This window comes from Sphingorhabdus sp., assembly GCF_044338195.1.
Classification (GTDB): domain Bacteria; phylum Pseudomonadota; class Alphaproteobacteria; order Sphingomonadales; family Sphingomonadaceae; genus Sphingorhabdus_B.
The window spans coordinates 1-14,419 of record NZ_JBIIMC010000042.1 but is presented as its reverse complement, the minus strand read 5'-3'; the positions used below and the strand labels follow the sequence as shown (position 1 = coordinate 14,419).

The following is a 14,419-nucleotide window of genomic DNA, read 5'->3' as shown; positions in this document are numbered from 1 at the left end:
GTTCATGTTTGTGTTGATCACCATCGCCAATAGCGCGAGCGTGAGCATGATGATGTTGGTATCGTCGATGATGGCCGATGTCGTGGAGGCATCGCAGCAAGAAACCGGCAGGCGATCCGAGGGCCTGTTTTTCGCAGGCTATTTCTTCATGCAGAAATGCGCCGTTGGTATCGGCACCTTTGCCGCCGGCATGATATTGAGCTTCGCAGCGTTCCCGCAAAATGCAAAGCCGGGCCGAGTGGATGTCGCTGTCCTTGATGGGCTTGCTCTATATTATATGATCGTGGTGCTGGTGCTTGGAATTATCGGCGTTCTTATCCTGCGGCATTTCCCAATTTCGCGCGAAAGTCATAATGAACGCTTGCGCGCCTTGAACACATCGGCAGAGTCTGCCAGTTAACTATTCAATTAAATATGGAAGAGGAACTGAGTCATGAATTTCGATCTCACCGACAAGCAAACCTACTGGCGGGACCGCATTCGCGACCATAATGAACGCTTCCTGCGTCCACGCGTTGCCGATTATTACGCCGAACAGGCCGTGGGCGACCGTTGGAAAGTGCTTCAAGTCGTCGAAGAAGAAAAGGCACGGGCGAAGGCCGCTGGTCTTTGGAACTTGTTCATGCCGCCAACGTCCGGCCGCGTGCATGTCGACGACAGCATCCATTTCGACGGCCCCGGCCTGACCAACATGGAATATGCCCTGTGCGCCGAAGAAATGGGCCGCATCGGTTTTGCATCCGAAGTGTATAACTGCTCCGCGCCCGACACCGGCAATATGGAAGTGTTCCTGCGTTACGGTACCGCAGAGCAAAAAGAAAAGTGGATGATCCCGCTGATGAACGGCGAAATCCGTTCGGCATTCTTGATGACCGAGCCAGCTGTTGCCTCGTCAGATGCAACCAACATCGAAACATCGATTCGCCGTGAAGGCGACGAATATGTCCTCAACGGCGTCAAATGGTGGTCGTCAGGCGCAGGCGATCCGCGCTGCAAAATCGCGATTGTCATGGGCAAGACCGATTTCGAAGCCAAGCGTCATGCGCAGCAATCAATGGTGCTGATGGAGCTTGATGCCCCCGGCGTAAACATCCTGCGTCACTTGCCTGTGTTCGGATATGACGATGCGCCGCATGGCCATATGGAAATCGAACTGAAGGATGTTCGCATTCCTGCGTCGAACATGTTGCTGGGCGAAGGCCGCGGCTTCGAGATCGCACAAGGGCGCCTTGGACCTGGCCGTATTCACCACTGCATGCGCACCATCGGTGTCGCTGAAGAAGCGCTGGAGAAAATGTGCAAGCGGCTTCAATCGCGCGTTGCTTTCGGCAAGACCGTTGCCGAACACAGCGTGTGGGAAGAACGCATCGCGCGTGCCCGTATCGACATTGAAATGACACGTCTGCTGTGCCTCAAGGCTGCGGACATGATGGACAAGGTCGGCAACAAGGCAGCGGCTGCGGAAATCGCGATGATCAAGGTGCAGGCACCAAATATGGCGCTCAGCATCATCGACAATGCCATTCAGGCACATGGCGGCGGCGGCGTGTCCGACGATTTCGGTCTGGCGTCTGCATGGGCGCATCAGCGCACCTTGCGTCTGGCCGATGGTCCGGACGAAGTGCACGCACGTGCCATTGCCCGTATGGAATTGGGCAAGCATGGCGGCCGCGGCAAAGAAGGCATGTCGAGCGGTGACATGGGAGCAACGCGGTGAAGGCTGCCGTCTTGATCGAAGCGGGCAAACCGCTTCAGATTGAACAGGTCAATATTTCGAACCCCGGGCCGCATGAGGTGCTTATCCGCACTGCGGCCTGCGGGCTTTGCCATAGCGATCTGCATTTCATCGAAGGGACATATCCGCACGCCCTGCCCGCGATTCCGGGTCATGAGGCGGCGGGTATTGTGGAGGCCGTAGGCAGCGAAGTGCGCACCGTTAAGGTCGGGGACGCCGTTGTCACCTGCCTGAGCGCATTTTGCGGCCATTGCGAATATTGCGTCACTGGCCGGATGTCCCTGTGCCTTGGCGGCGACACGCGGCGCAAGCCCGGCGAAGCCCCGCGCCTGACACGCCCCGATGGCAGCATCGTCAACCAAATGCTGAACCTGTCGGCTTATGCCGAAATGATGCTGGTGCACGAACATGCGTGCGTTGCGATTAACCCCGAAATGCCGCTGGATAAGGCATCGGTCATCGGCTGTGCGGTCACCACAGGTGCGGGCACCATTTTCAACGCCTGCAAAGTAACGCCCGGTGAAACCATTGCCGTTATCGGTTGTGGCGGCGTTGGTCTTGCGACGATTAATGCGGCGAAAATTGCCGGTGCGGGCCGCATCATTGCGGCTGATCCTATGCCTGAAAAGCGTGCACTGGCGATGAAGCTCGGTGCGACCGATGTGATCGACCCAATGGATGCTGATGCCGCCGCGCAAATTCAGGAATTGACCAAGGGCGGCGTTGACCATGCGATTGAAGCTGTCGGTCGTCCCGCGTCGGGTGAGCTTGCCGTCAAGTCGCTGAAGCGCGGCGGGACTGCAACGATACTGGGCATGATGCCGCTGCAGCATTCGGTCGGTCTGTCGGCAATGGATTTGCTGTCGGGCAAGAAGCTGCAAGGTGCGATTATGGGCGGAAACCGTTTCCCCGTCGATATTCCGCGCCTCGTCGATTTCTACATGCGCGGCATGCTGGATCTCGACAGCATCGTTTCGGAGACAATTCCGCTGGAACGTATCAATGAAGGCTTTGACCAAATGAAGCGCGGTGATGCTGCCCGTTCGGTTATCGTATTCGACCAATGACCGCAGCGCCGACACCCATTGATGCACAGACGGCCTTTACCGGCACGGTTGCACCAACCGGCACGGACATATTGGATGAAGCCAAGCTCGCCGAATGGATGACCGCGAATGTCGCGGGTTTTGAAGGCCCGGTGCAGGCGCTGAAATTTGCCGGCGGACAGTCCAACCCGACCTACCGGCTCAACGCCAAAAGCGGGTCTTATGTGCTGCGCCGCAAGCCATTGGGTATATTGTTGCCCAGCGCGCATGCCGTGGACCGCGAATATAAGGTTATCGCCGGACTTCACCCGACAGGCTTTCCAGTCGCCAAGCCTTATGGCCTGTGCACCGACGACAGCGTCATCGGCAGTTGGTTCTACATCATGGACATGGTCGAAGGCCGCACGATCTGGGACGGCGCGATGCCGGGGTCTAACCCGGCCGAACGCACCGCAACTTATGAAGCGATGATCGACACATTGGCCGCGTTGCACAATGTTGACGTTGACGCAGCCGGACTGTCCGATTTTGGCAAACCCGGCAATTATTTCGGACGTCAGGTGGACCGCTGGACAAAGCAATATCGCTTGGCAGAAACCGAAGTGATGCCCGAAATGGAGCGGTTGATCGAATGGCTGCCCAAAACGCTGCCCGAACAAACCCGCACCAGCGTGGTTCATGGTGACTACCGCATCGACAACATGATTTTCGATGCCAAGGATCCACATGTTGTCGCTGTGCTCGATTGGGAACTGTCGACGCTTGGCGATCCGCTGGCGGATTTCACCTATGTTGCGATGGCATGGGTCACGCATAATGAAGGACGCTCCGGCGTCATGGATTTGGACCGCGCCGCACTCGGTATCCCCGAACTCGACGCGATGGTCGAACGTTACTGCGCGGCAACGAACCGTGACGGCGTGCCCGACATGAACTGGTATTTTGCCTATAACTTCTTCCGCTTGGCGGGGATTATTCAGGGTATCAAAAAACGCGTCATCGATGGCACGGCAAGTTCGGCCCATGCACAAGCGATGGCAGAACGTGTGTACCCGCTCGCGCAATCCGCATGGAAATTTGCGGAGCAAGCCGGGGCGTAAAGTTGGCTTTCATGGGGGAGTGCTATGTCGTTATTTGACATGAGAGGGCAGGTCGCGGTTATCACCGGATCATCGCGCGGTATCGGCAAGGCAATCGCCGAAGAAATGGCCGAGCAAGGTGCGAAGGTCGTCATATCCAGCCGCAAGCTTGACGTCTGCGATGAAGTCGCCGCAGCGCTTAATGCGAAATATGGCGAAGGCACTGCGGTCGCAATCGCCGCCAATATTTCGTCCAAGGACAGTCTGCAGGCTTTGGTCGATGGCAGTCGCAAAGCATTTGGCAAGATCACAGCTTTGGTTTGTAACGCCGCCTCGAACCCATATTACGGCCCGATGGCAGACATCAGCGACGATGCGTTCAGCAAAATCCTGACCAACAATATCGTCGCCAACAACTGGCTCATTTCCATGGTTGTGCCGGAAATGATCGCACGCGGCGAAGGTTCCATTACGATTATATCGTCAATCGGTGGTCTGAAAGGATCGTCCGTCATTGGCGCCTATTGCATCTCCAAAGCAGCGGACATGCAGCTGGCACGCAATCTGGCCGACGAATATGGACCAAAAGGCGTGCGCGTGAACTGCATCGCGCCGGGCTTAATCAAGACCGATTTTGCAAAAGCGCTTTGGGATAACCCCGAAACATTGAAACGCTCGACATCTACCGCATCGCTGAAGCGTATTGGTGAGCCCCATGAAATTGCGGGCGCGGCAGTATTTCTGGCTTCCCCGGCGGGCGCGTTTATGACGGGGCAGACAATGGTCATTGACGGCGGCGTGACAAGCAGCGGCGGAGGAGTAGGGTAATGGGCGCATTAGCAGGCAAAGTAGCCATCATCACCGGTGCGGGTTCAGGCATTGGCCGCGCATCGGCCATTCGCTTTGCCGCCGAAGGTGCAAAGGTCGTTTTGGGCGATATGGCCGCATCGGTGCATGACACCGCAGCCATGATTGGCGACGCCGCCACCGCCGTTCAAATGGACGCAGGCGATGAGGCGGATGTTGCCGCGATTGTCGCAAAGGCCATCGAACTGCACGGCCATCTTGATGTCGCCTTTGCCAATGCGGGCATTTCCGGCGGCATGGAAGGTATCTTTGACAACACAGTCGAAAATTTCACCAGCGTGTTGCGCGTCAACCTCATTGGCCCTTGGCTGATGGTGAAGCATGCGGGCAAGGTCATGGCCGATGCCGGCAATGGCGGTTCGATCATCCTGACCGCAAGTGTCGCGGGCATTCGTTCGGGTGCAGGCGGCCCGCCATATTCGGCGTCGAAGGCTGGCGTCATCAATCTGGCGCAAGTCAGCGCGCAACAATTGTCGGCCACCAATGTCCGCTGCAATGCGATTTGCCCTGGCCTTACCGAAACCGGCATGACCAAGCCGACATTTGATTATGCGAAGGAAAAGGGCGTGACCGACAAGATCGGCCGTCTCAACCCGCTGCGCCGTGGCGCACAGCCGGAAGAGCTCGCCAATGTCGCATTGTTCCTTGCGAGTGATCAGGCCAGCTACGTGAATGGTCAAGCCATTGCCGTCGACGGCGGCCTTTCCAGCTCGCACCCCGTAACCCGCCAATTGACAGGACAAACCGCCGTATGAGCGCCGAAGAATTAGGTTTCCGTCCAGACCGGCTCGCCCGGATACCTGCATTCATTCAGAGCGAATATCTCGACAGCGGCAAATTGCCCTTTGCGGCGCTGCTGGTCGGACGCGGCGATGATATTGCGCTTCAGTGGAACTCAGGCGTTGCCGACGACGCAATTTTTCGCATTGCATCGATGACCAAGCCCATCACCTCGGTCGCGTTCATGCAGCTGGTCGAACAGGGTAAGGTTGCGCTGACCGATCCGGTTGCGAAATATATCCCTGAATTTGCGAAATTGGGCGTATTTGTGGGCGGCGGCGGCAACGTGCCGTTTATGACGCGTCCGCCGATGACGCAGATGCGCATCGTCGATCTGCTGCGCCACACCGCAGGTTTTACCTATAGCTTTCAGGAACAGGGCGCTGTCGACGCGGCCTATCGCAAGACCGATGTGGAAAGCTGGACCAAAAATACATCGCAAAGCATGATCGACACGCTCGCGCAAATCCCGCTGGAATTCGACCCCGGCACGCAGTGGAATTATTCTGTCGCCACCGACATCGTCGGCATATTGGTGGAACGGATCAGCGGATTATCACTGCCGGAATATTTCCAGACGCATATCTTTGCGCCGCTGGGCATGGCCGATACATTTTTCCAAGTGCCCGCCGATAAGGCATCGCGCATCACCGACGGCTATGGCTTTGATCCCGAAGCCAAAATGAAGCTGATCGACCAGGCTGGGTCCGAAAGTGCCTGGGCCAAGGGTTGGACTTTCAACTCCGGCGGCGGCGGCCTTGCGTCGAGCATATCCGACTATCACCGTTTTTGCCGGATGCTGCTGAATGGCGGGGCGCTGGATGGCGCACAAATTTTGAGCCCCAAAACAATCGAATTGATGACCGCCAACCATATTCCCGGCGGCCAAGACCTGACGCAAATGTCGAAGTCTTTGTTTAGCGAGGCCGAAATGGCCGGCATTGGCTTTGGCCTTGGCTTTGCCACGACCATCGACAGCGCCGCGACACTTGCGCCATGTTCCAACGGCGATTTTTATTGGGGCGGCATGTATTCGACCGCCTTTTTCGTCGATCCGGTGGAAGACATCATCATGATTTTCATGACGCAATTGCTGCCATCGACCACCTATCCGGTGCGCCGCGAAATCAAGACGATGATCTATTCGGCTCTGACAGCCTAGACGAACTGTTCTGCACATACACCACGTCATGCTGAACTTGGTTCAGCATCCATCGTGCCACGCGGGCCGAAAATAGACCCTGAAACAAGTTCAGGGTGACGAAGTTGTGGGTGGGCAAAAGAAACGTTCGGAGCGAACCGCCCCCTAAACCGTCGCAATCTCCACCTGATTAACCGGCACGGGTTTTGCCCGCGCCGCAATCAGGCTTCCGCCCACAATCAAGGCCGTGCCCAAAAGCACAGGCCAAGTGATGGGTTCCGCGAAAAACAGCCAACCGAAAAACGCGGCCCAGACAAAGGCGGTATATTCGACCGGAATCAAAATCTGCGCTTCTGCACGTGCATACGCCCAGCTTAATAGGAGCAGCGAGATAACCGCCAGCGCAGCAGATGCGCCGACCAACGGGGCATCAGACATGCCGATCGGTTGCAAAAACCATGGCGCAGCAAGGCCAAGCGTTAACGCGACAAACAGATTCTGGAAAAAAGCGATTTCGATTGGGCCGGACACCTGCGCCTGCCGCCGCGCGAGGATGAGATTATAAGCAAACACCACAGCCGAAAATAAAACCGCAGCAGCGCCCCAGATATGGTCCATCGTATAATGTCCGCTCAACCGGCCCGCCATGATGATGGCAACGCCGCCCAAGCCCGCGAGAGACGCCCATATCGCCTCTTTACCAATGGTTTCTTTCAACATCACGGCGGCAAGATACAGCGCGATGACCGGCGCGATGAAGCTGAGGCCGATGGCTTCGGCCAAGGGCAATTTCGTGAGCGACCAGAAAAAGCTGACCGCCATTACCGCGACGACGATGCTGCGCCAAAGATGCATTTTCAGCAGATGTGCAGGCGGCCATTTCTGCCGCGTGCCGACGAACAACACGCCCATCAACAATGCGCCCACGCTGTTACGCCACATCACCGCATTATAGGCGCCGATGGAGAGCGCCAGATCCTTCATCGCCGCATCCATCAGCGAAAATGTGCCGATACCGGCCGCTGCCACCATGAACGGGACAAAGGGGCGCGGGTGCAATTCAGCCATGGCTAAATGCTATGCGCCGCAAGGCCCGTCAGGGCATCGCCATCGACGCGGTACACCGTCCATTCGTCCATCGGACGTGCGCCAAGCGCCTTGTAAAAATCAATCGCGGGCGTGTTCCAATCGAGCACCGACCATTCCAGCCGCGCACAATCGCGTTCCACCGCAAGCGCCGCAAGCTTGCCCAGTAACGCCTTTCCAAGCCCAGACCCGCGCGCGTCGGGCCGGACGAACAAATCCTCCAGATAAATTCCCGGACGCCCTTCAAAGGTAGAGAAATTGTGGAAGAACAAGGCAAATCCCTGCGCCGTCCCGTCAATCTCGCCGATCAGCACCTCAGCATAAGGGCGCGGTCCAAACAGCTTCTGCGCCATCACCGCTTCATCAAAACGCACTTCATGGGCAAGCTTTTCATATTCCGCGAGGTCGCGGATGAACTGGCCAATGAGCGAAATGTCGGCGGGTGTCGCCGAACGGATCGAGAGGCTCAAGCCGCTTTCCCGTGCAGCGTGTCCATGCTGACGCTGGTGCCGGCGTCAATCTCGGCGGCTTTGGCTTCGACCAATTTGACGATGTGGCTGACCATATCGTCATTTTCGACATGGTGATCGGTCACGCCCGACAGATAGACCATATGCTTGCCATTGCCGCCGCCGGTGATACCGATGTCTGTTTCGCGGGCTTCGCCGGGGCCGTTCACAACGCAGCCAAGCACCGAGAGCGACATGGGCGTCTTGATATGGCTCAGCGCATCTTCCAGCTTTTGGACGGTGCGGATGACGTCGAAACCTTGGCGGGCACAGCTGGGGCAGCTGACCACGCGGACACCGCGGGTGCGCAGGCCCAACGCTTTGAGGATTTCATAGCCGACACGGACTTCCTCTTCGGGTTCGGCAGACAGGCTGACGCGGATGGTGTCGCCAATTCCGGCCCAGAGCATATTGCCCAGGCCGATCGATGATTTGACTGTGCCGCCAATCAATCCGCCCGCTTCGGTAATCCCAAGATGCAGCGGGCAATCAACCGCCTCGGCCAGCCCCATATAGGCCGCAACCGCAAGGAACACGTCGGACGCTTTTACCGCGACCTTATATTCGTGGAAATCATGGTCCTGCAGCAGCTTGATATGGTCCAGCGCGCTTTCGATCAGCGCTTCCGGGCAGGGTTCGCCATATTTTTCGAGCAAGTCCTTTTCCAAGGATCCGGCGTTCACGCCGATACGGATGGCGCAGCCATTGGCCTTGGCGGCGTTGACGACCTCTTTCACGCGCTCTGACGAGCCGATATTGCCCGGGTTAATCCGCAAGCACGCAGCGCCAGCATCCGCCGCCTCCAGCGCGCGTTTATAATGGAAATGAATGTCGGCGACGATGGGCACATTGGCGGCGCGCACAATTTGTTTCAGCGCAGCGGTGCTTTCGACATCGGGACAGGACACGCGAATGATATCGACCCCGGCATCTTCGCAGCGGCGGATTTGGGCGATGGTCGCCGCGGCATCGCTGGTCAGCGTATTGGTCATCGTTTGCACCGAAATCGGGGCATTTCCACCAACGGGGACATTACCCACCATGATTTGGCGGGACTGACGACGCGCGATATCGCGCCAAGGGCGAATGGAAGACATTGAGGGGATATAGGCGGCTTGGAATATTCCCGCAATCACCATCCTGTGCGTACGACACGCGATTGCTACTTTGATTTACATGCCGTTACAAACTATGGCGCGCACATGAAACGCTTGCTTATCGCTCTTCTCGTCCTTTTCGCGCCGCTTGCCCCTGCCCAGGCCTATTGGGAATATGGGCATGAGACCGTGGCGCACATTGCGCAGGCCAATATGTCACCCAATGCGCGCGCGAATATGCAGCGTCTGTTGCGCGCGGCGCCGATGCTCGGCACGCCCAAATGCGCCATGCGCAACATTGCTGACGTCAGCGTCTGGGCCGATTGCATCAAGGGCGATCGCCGCCGCTGGGGCTATACCAACAGCTGGCATTATCAGAATGTCGACATCTGCAAGCCGTTCGACCTGAACAGCGCGTGCGCCGACGGAAACTGCGTGTCGGCGCAAATCGACCGCAACTTTGCGTTACTTTCGGACAAAGCGCTGCCTGCGCATCTCCGTTTGCAGGCGCTGGCCTTTCTCGTGCATTTTGTGGGGGACATTCACCAGCCATTGCACGCCGGTGACCGTGCAGACCGCGGCGGCAATGACCTAAAGGTCATTTATGGCACCCTGCGGGGATATAATTTGCATATGGTGTGGGATGGCTTGCTGGCCGACCGTGCACTGTCTGCCGCACCGGCGATTGTGCGCGCGTTTACGCCCGCGGAGAAAGCGGCGATCAAACAGGGCAATGCCCAGCTGTGGAGCCAAGAGAATTGGGCGATATCGAAAGAAATCGTGTATCCCCGCGCGGTCGATGGTGACCCATGTGGCGCAAAGCCAACCGCACCTGTGGTGATTGATGAAGCCGACGTCGCTGCGTCACGTGCCGCCCTGCGGCAACAGGTTGAACGCGGCGGGATCAGGCTCGCGCGCTTGTTGGACAAAGCCCTGCGTTAAGCGTTAAAGCCCGCGCCATTTCCAGCCGCCCTCGGTGTGGTTGCGGACGATGATGGTGAAAATGCCGGTAATGATCAACATGAGCGCGACCGTCACAAATGTGGGTATCGCTTGATCATTGCCCACAAGCAGCGCCAAGCCAGTCATCGCCAGAAGATAAACAGCCAATGTCACCCATCCCTGCCACTTGAACGGCAGGCCAGCGCCATAGCCGACACGTTTCGCCCGAAACCAAGGTTCTTTGCCGAAAAATAAACCGCGCATCTCACATCTCCTTTGGCGGTCGCCCGCGTTTTGGCGTGTCGCTGACGCCAACCTTCACCCCGCGCTTGGCGAGTGCCTCACGCAGCAATACCTCAATTTCGGCATTTGCGCTCCGAAAATCGGCGGCCGCACACCGCTCGACCGCAGCAAAAAGCGCTGGATCGAGACGGAGCGGAAAAGCTTTTTTGGACGGAGCAGACACGCCGCTGGCCTAGCTGTACAATGTACCGGTGTTGACCACAGGTTGTGTATCGCGTTCACCGCACAGAACGACCATGAGGTTTGAGACCATGGCGGCGCGGCGTTCGTCGTCCAATTCAACGACGTTTTTCGCCGACAGCATCTCAAGCGCCATTTCGACCATGCCGACTGCGCCCTCAACCAAGGTCTTGCGCGCGGCAACCACAGCCTCGGCCTGTTGACGACGCAGCATGGCGCCAGCGATTTCCTGCGCATAGGCCAAATGGGTGAAGCCACATTCGTCCACAGTGATGCCTGCAACGCGCAAACGCTCCATCAACTCCAGCCGCAATTCGGCGCCAACTTGGTCATGATTACCGCGCAGCGTCACTTCCTGATGCGTGAAGTCATCATAGGGGTAACGTGCACCAATCGTGCGGACCGCCGCCTCAATCTGGGCGAGCACGAACGCCTTATAATCATCCACATCGAACAATGCTTGCGCAGTGTCCGTCACGCGCCACACAACCTGCGCCGCCATCTCAATGGGGTTACCGCGCAAGTCGTTTACTTTGATCTTTTCGGAAATCAGGTTGTTCGCGCGTAGCGATATCTTGGCCTTGGCAATCCAGGGCCAAGTCCACCGCAAGCCTTCGTTCCGGTCCGTGCCCTTATATGCGCCAAACAATGTCAGCGCGACGCCTTGATTAGGTTGCAGCATGTAAAAGCCGCTGGAGACGAAAAGGAAAATAGCAATGCTTAGCCCCATGCCAAGGAAATCGGCATTCGGTTCATCCGGTATGACACTCGACATCGCCCAGCCAAACCAAAGCATGCTCCCCAGAAGGACGAGCAACATCAGATAGCCGTTAAAGCTGCGCGCGGCGACCTCGCGGCTGGCATTCAGATTATTTGCAGAATCATCGGTCATCATAATCTCCCTAAAAAGATGATATCATATTTATATCGCTTTTGAAAAATGACAACAAAAAAGGCTGCGCAGAATTTCGCCTGCGCAGCCCCCTTTTCCATCTGGAAGAAGCGTTATTCGCCGGTTGGGAAACCGCGCTTTTTCATAATATATTTCACATCAGGATCACGACCACGAAATGCGCGATAGGCTTCGATCCGGTCGGTTTCATTGCCCGTGGCCAGCAACATGGACCGGAACCGTTCCGCTGTTGCCTTGTCCCACACGTCGCCCTTTTCCGTGAAGGCCGCCCATGTGTCGGCATCCATCGTTTCGGACCAGAGATAGCTGTAATAACCCGCCGAATAGCCATCATCGGCAAACAGGTGGTTAAACTGCGGCAGGCGATGGCGCATCGCCATTTCCTTGGGCATGCCGATTTCGGCGAGCGTATCACGTTCAAATGCGCGCGGATCGGTCACGGGTTCGCTGCGGTTATGCAGCTTCATATCCAAAATGGCGCTCGACAGATATTCTACCGTCGAAAAGCCTTGGTTGAACGTATCACTCGCGCGGATTTTTTCGACCAAAGCCGCCGGGATTGGCTCCCCTGTTTTATAATGCTTGGCATATGTGTTGAGCACATAAGGCGTCAGCAACCAGTTTTCATTCACTTGGCTTGGATATTCCACAAAGTCGCGCGGCGTGCCGCCAAGGCCCGGCCATGTGATGTCATAGTTCAGATAATGGATCGCGTGACCGAATTCGTGGAACAATGTCGACGCGTCATCAATGCTGATGAGCGTGGGCATACCATCGGCGCCGGGCACGAAATTGTTGTTGTTCGATGCAAGCACGATGTCATTCTTGCCACCCAGTTTATGTTGGCTGCGATAAGTAGTCATCCACGCGCCCGAACGCTTGCCGGCGCGCGCGAAGTTGTCGAGGTAGAAAAGCCCAACGGTCTTGCCATCGCGCTTAACCTCAAATGTCCGCACCTTGGGTTCGAACACAGGGACTGTGCCCGTGTTTTCCGTGAAGCTCATGCCATATAGCTTGCCCGCGGCGTCGAACATGGCGGCGACCATATTATCCAATTGAAAATAGGGTTTAATGGCTTCCTGATCGAGGTCATATTTCGCCTTGCGGACCTTTTCGGCGTAGAAGCGATAATCCCATGGCGCGATTATGATGTTGTCGGCATTGGCGATCGCCTGCATGTCGGCCACTTCTTCTTTGACGCGGGCGACGGCAGCAGGCCAGACCTTCATCATCAGGTCCATCGCCTTGTTCGGGTCCTTCGCCATCGTGTCGGCCATGCGGTAATGGGCATGGGTCGGGAAGCCTAGAATTTCGGCGCGCTGCTGACGCAGTTTCAATATTTCGGCGATGGTATCGTTGGTGTCGTTCGCATTCTGGTTATCGCCGCGCATCGTAAATGCACGCCAGACCTTTTCACGCAAATCGCGCCGCGTGGAATTTTCAAGGAAAGGTTGAACGGCAGAGCGGGTGTTCACGACGGCCCAACCAGTTTGGCCCTTTGCCTTGGCCGCAGCCTCAATTGCTGCAACATAGCTTTCGGGCAGGCCAGCAAGGTCCGCCGCATCGGTTATCAGAATGAAGGTTTCTTCATCCGCCAAAACCTTTTCGGAAAAAGCCGAGAATTTCTTGGCAAGGTCGGTCTCTATGCTGATGACCTGCGCCTTCTTGCCCGCGTCGAGCATCGCGCCATTGCGGACCAGACCGTCATAGGTCCGTTCCAACAGACGCATTTGTTTGGCATCTAGGCCAAGATTGGCGCGCTGATCGTAGAGATATTTGACGCGCTGGAAATAACGGGCATCCAGCGCGAGTTCGGAGAAAAATGCGCTAACCTTTGGTTCCCATTCCGCCTGAATTTTGCGGACTTCAGGGTTCGACAGGTTCGACGAATGCACACCCCAGATCGAGAATAAACGGCCGATTTTTTCGCCGGACAGTTCGCTGGCGGTGATGGTGTTGTCGAACGTGATGGCTTCGGGCTTTGCGAGCATCGCTTCGAACTCAGCCTTTGATGCCTGCATCGCGGCCTGAAACGCGGCCGGGAATTGCGCAACTTTAACCTTGTCCCATGGCGGCACGCCTTCATAGGGCCCGGTCCATTCCTGAAGCAACGCAGGCTCGCTGGCCGATTGGCCGGACTTCATTTCTTTCGCTTGTGCAACCGCCGTCATCGCAACTCCTGACATTAAAAGCGCCGCTGCGCGCAACATGATTTTTCCCGTTTTCACCTAAATTTGCTCCTTTGCATTTTGCGGCCCGTGTGCGCAGGCTCAATGAACAGGGGGATTAGCGCATCAGCGGCGCGTTGCAAACAAACAGTCGGCTAAAACTATTTCTTCCAAAATGGATATAAATTGTACATGGCGCACACCGCAAACATCGTGCGTTCGCAACGTCAGGCCCCTATTCGCATTGCCGGGAGAATATATATGGCAAAACCCCCGTCCACCTTCGATTCCAGCGTCAATGGCCGCACGGCCATGATCGTCGGCGGCAATGCGCAACGCATCGCTGAACTCAAGCGATTATTGTCCGTAATGGGCTGCACCGCGCTGGTGATGGACGATACAAAGCGGACGGATTTCATTTTGGTCCATTTTACGTCCAAAATGGACATACCAGAAGATTTCTTGGCGCGCATATCGCGGTATCTTCAAAGGCATCGGAGCACTGCGTTGGTGTGGACCAATATGGACGGGCTCGAAGACGCTTATGCAGCGCTTCCGCAAGGCCAGTGCCAT

16 protein-coding genes are annotated in these 14,419 nt (G+C 56.7%); 9 read left to right on the top strand and 7 right to left on the bottom strand.

What is annotated here, in order from left to right:
* The 7 genes from ACIQZK_RS09795 to ACIQZK_RS09765 form a co-directional block, all read left to right on the top strand.
* A partial coding sequence (locus tag ACIQZK_RS09795) for an MFS transporter (protein WP_397575966.1) occupies positions 1-400 on the top strand: 400 nt, incomplete at its 5' end.
* 33 nt (positions 401-433) lie between these two features.
* Complete coding sequence (locus tag ACIQZK_RS09790; RefSeq protein WP_397575965.1) at positions 434-1,717, top strand: acyl-CoA dehydrogenase family protein; 1,284 nt, start codon at positions 434-436, stop codon at positions 1,715-1,717.
* Positions 1,714-2,802, top strand: a complete 1,089-nt coding sequence (locus ACIQZK_RS09785) for a Zn-dependent alcohol dehydrogenase (protein ID WP_397575964.1) — start codon at positions 1,714-1,716, stop codon at positions 2,800-2,802. The genes ACIQZK_RS09790 and ACIQZK_RS09785 overlap by 4 nt, the downstream gene beginning before the upstream one ends.
* Positions 2,799-3,881, top strand: coding sequence for a phosphotransferase family protein (locus tag ACIQZK_RS09780; RefSeq protein WP_397575963.1), 1,083 nt, complete (start codon positions 2,799-2,801; stop codon positions 3,879-3,881). The genes ACIQZK_RS09785 and ACIQZK_RS09780 overlap by 4 nt, the downstream gene beginning before the upstream one ends.
* Positions 3,882-3,905: 24 nt before the next feature.
* Positions 3,906-4,688 carry an SDR family NAD(P)-dependent oxidoreductase gene (locus ACIQZK_RS09775; RefSeq protein WP_395634987.1) on the top strand — a complete coding sequence of 261 codons (783 nt, stop codon included), beginning with the start codon at positions 3,906-3,908 and terminating at the stop codon, positions 4,686-4,688.
* On the top strand, positions 4,688-5,482 hold the full coding sequence (locus ACIQZK_RS09770; RefSeq protein WP_397575962.1) for an SDR family NAD(P)-dependent oxidoreductase: 795 nt from the start codon (positions 4,688-4,690) through the stop codon (positions 5,480-5,482). The genes ACIQZK_RS09775 and ACIQZK_RS09770 overlap by 1 nt, the downstream gene beginning before the upstream one ends.
* Positions 5,479-6,669, top strand: coding sequence for a serine hydrolase domain-containing protein (locus ACIQZK_RS09765; protein ID WP_397575961.1), 1,191 nt, complete (start codon positions 5,479-5,481; stop codon positions 6,667-6,669). The genes ACIQZK_RS09770 and ACIQZK_RS09765 overlap by 4 nt, the downstream gene beginning before the upstream one ends.
* 144 nt (positions 6,670-6,813) lie before the next feature.
* Here the strand turns inward: ACIQZK_RS09765 and ACIQZK_RS09760 are convergent, their stop codons facing one another.
* Genes ACIQZK_RS09760 through ispG form a run of 3 tightly spaced genes read right to left on the bottom strand, consistent with a single transcriptional unit; the run spans position 6,814 to position 9,340 of the window.
* Positions 6,814-7,716: a DMT family transporter gene (locus ACIQZK_RS09760; RefSeq protein ID WP_397575960.1), complete on the bottom strand. Its 903-nt coding sequence runs from the start codon at positions 7,714-7,716 to the stop codon at positions 6,814-6,816.
* A gap of 2 nt (positions 7,717-7,718) precedes the next feature.
* Positions 7,719-8,204 carry a GNAT family N-acetyltransferase gene (locus tag ACIQZK_RS09755; protein ID WP_397575959.1) on the bottom strand — a complete coding sequence of 162 codons (486 nt, stop codon included), beginning with the start codon at positions 8,202-8,204 and terminating at the stop codon, positions 7,719-7,721.
* Positions 8,201-9,340 carry a flavodoxin-dependent (E)-4-hydroxy-3-methylbut-2-enyl-diphosphate synthase gene (gene ispG, locus ACIQZK_RS09750; protein WP_397575958.1) on the bottom strand — a complete coding sequence of 380 codons (1,140 nt, stop codon included), beginning with the start codon at positions 9,338-9,340 and terminating at the stop codon, positions 8,201-8,203. Before ispG ends, ACIQZK_RS09755 begins: the two co-directional genes overlap by 4 nt.
* A 105-nt stretch (positions 9,341-9,445) precedes the next feature.
* Here ispG and ACIQZK_RS09745 point away from each other — a divergent pair, with 105 nt between their 5' ends.
* A complete protein-coding gene (locus ACIQZK_RS09745; RefSeq protein WP_397575957.1) occupies positions 9,446-10,282 on the top strand; it encodes a S1/P1 nuclease in 837 nt (278 codons plus the stop codon).
* A 3-nt stretch (positions 10,283-10,285) separates the two neighbouring features.
* Here ACIQZK_RS09745 and ACIQZK_RS09740 read toward each other — a convergent pair whose 3' ends face one another.
* From ACIQZK_RS09740 to ACIQZK_RS09725, 4 genes are all read right to left on the bottom strand, one after another.
* A complete protein-coding gene (locus tag ACIQZK_RS09740; protein ID WP_397575956.1) occupies positions 10,286-10,546 on the bottom strand; it encodes a hypothetical protein in 261 nt (86 codons plus the stop codon).
* A gap of 1 nt (position 10,547) precedes the next feature.
* On the bottom strand, positions 10,548-10,748 hold the full coding sequence (locus ACIQZK_RS09735) for a toxin-antitoxin system HicB family antitoxin (protein ID WP_397575955.1): 201 nt from the start codon (positions 10,746-10,748) through the stop codon (positions 10,548-10,550).
* 9 nt (positions 10,749-10,757) lie between these two features.
* Positions 10,758-11,660, bottom strand: coding sequence for an SPFH domain-containing protein (locus ACIQZK_RS09730; RefSeq protein WP_397575954.1), 903 nt, complete (start codon positions 11,658-11,660; stop codon positions 10,758-10,760).
* A gap of 110 nt (positions 11,661-11,770) precedes the next feature.
* On the bottom strand, positions 11,771-13,849 hold the full coding sequence (locus ACIQZK_RS09725) for a M3 family metallopeptidase (protein WP_397575953.1): 2,079 nt from the start codon (positions 13,847-13,849) through the stop codon (positions 11,771-11,773).
* Positions 13,850-14,107: 258 nt separating this feature from the next.
* On the opposite strand from ACIQZK_RS09725, the gene ACIQZK_RS09720 reads away from it, so the two are divergent.
* On the top strand, positions 14,108-14,419 hold a 312-nt coding region (locus tag ACIQZK_RS09720), incomplete at its 3' end, for a hypothetical protein (protein ID WP_397575952.1).

What these genes read in the sequence shown, in the direction of transcription:
- ACIQZK_RS09730 (WP_397575954.1), bottom strand. Translation starts at nt 11,660, where the DNA reads ATGATGACCGATGATTCTGCAAATAATCTGAATGCCAGCCGCGAGGTC.
- ACIQZK_RS09760 (WP_397575960.1), bottom strand. Translation starts at nt 7,716, where the DNA reads ATGGCTGAATTGCACCCGCGCCCCTTTGTCCCGTTCATGGTGGCAGCG.
- ACIQZK_RS09765 (WP_397575961.1), top strand. Translation starts at nt 5,479, where the DNA reads ATGAGCGCCGAAGAATTAGGTTTCCGTCCAGACCGGCTCGCCCGGATA.
- ispG (WP_397575958.1), bottom strand. Translation starts at nt 9,340, where the DNA reads ATGTCTTCCATTCGCCCTTGGCGCGATATCGCGCGTCGTCAGTCCCGC.
- ACIQZK_RS09770 (WP_397575962.1), top strand. Translation starts at nt 4,688, where the DNA reads ATGGGCGCATTAGCAGGCAAAGTAGCCATCATCACCGGTGCGGGTTCA.
- ACIQZK_RS09725 (WP_397575953.1), bottom strand. Translation starts at nt 13,849, where the DNA reads ATGACGGCGGTTGCACAAGCGAAAGAAATGAAGTCCGGCCAATCGGCC.
- ACIQZK_RS09740 (WP_397575956.1), bottom strand. Translation starts at nt 10,546, where the DNA reads ATGCGCGGTTTATTTTTCGGCAAAGAACCTTGGTTTCGGGCGAAACGT.
- ACIQZK_RS09745 (WP_397575957.1), top strand. Translation starts at nt 9,446, where the DNA reads ATGAAACGCTTGCTTATCGCTCTTCTCGTCCTTTTCGCGCCGCTTGCC.
- ACIQZK_RS09775 (WP_395634987.1), top strand. Translation starts at nt 3,906, where the DNA reads ATGTCGTTATTTGACATGAGAGGGCAGGTCGCGGTTATCACCGGATCA.
- ACIQZK_RS09790 (WP_397575965.1), top strand. Translation starts at nt 434, where the DNA reads ATGAATTTCGATCTCACCGACAAGCAAACCTACTGGCGGGACCGCATT.
- ACIQZK_RS09780 (WP_397575963.1), top strand. Translation starts at nt 2,799, where the DNA reads ATGACCGCAGCGCCGACACCCATTGATGCACAGACGGCCTTTACCGGC.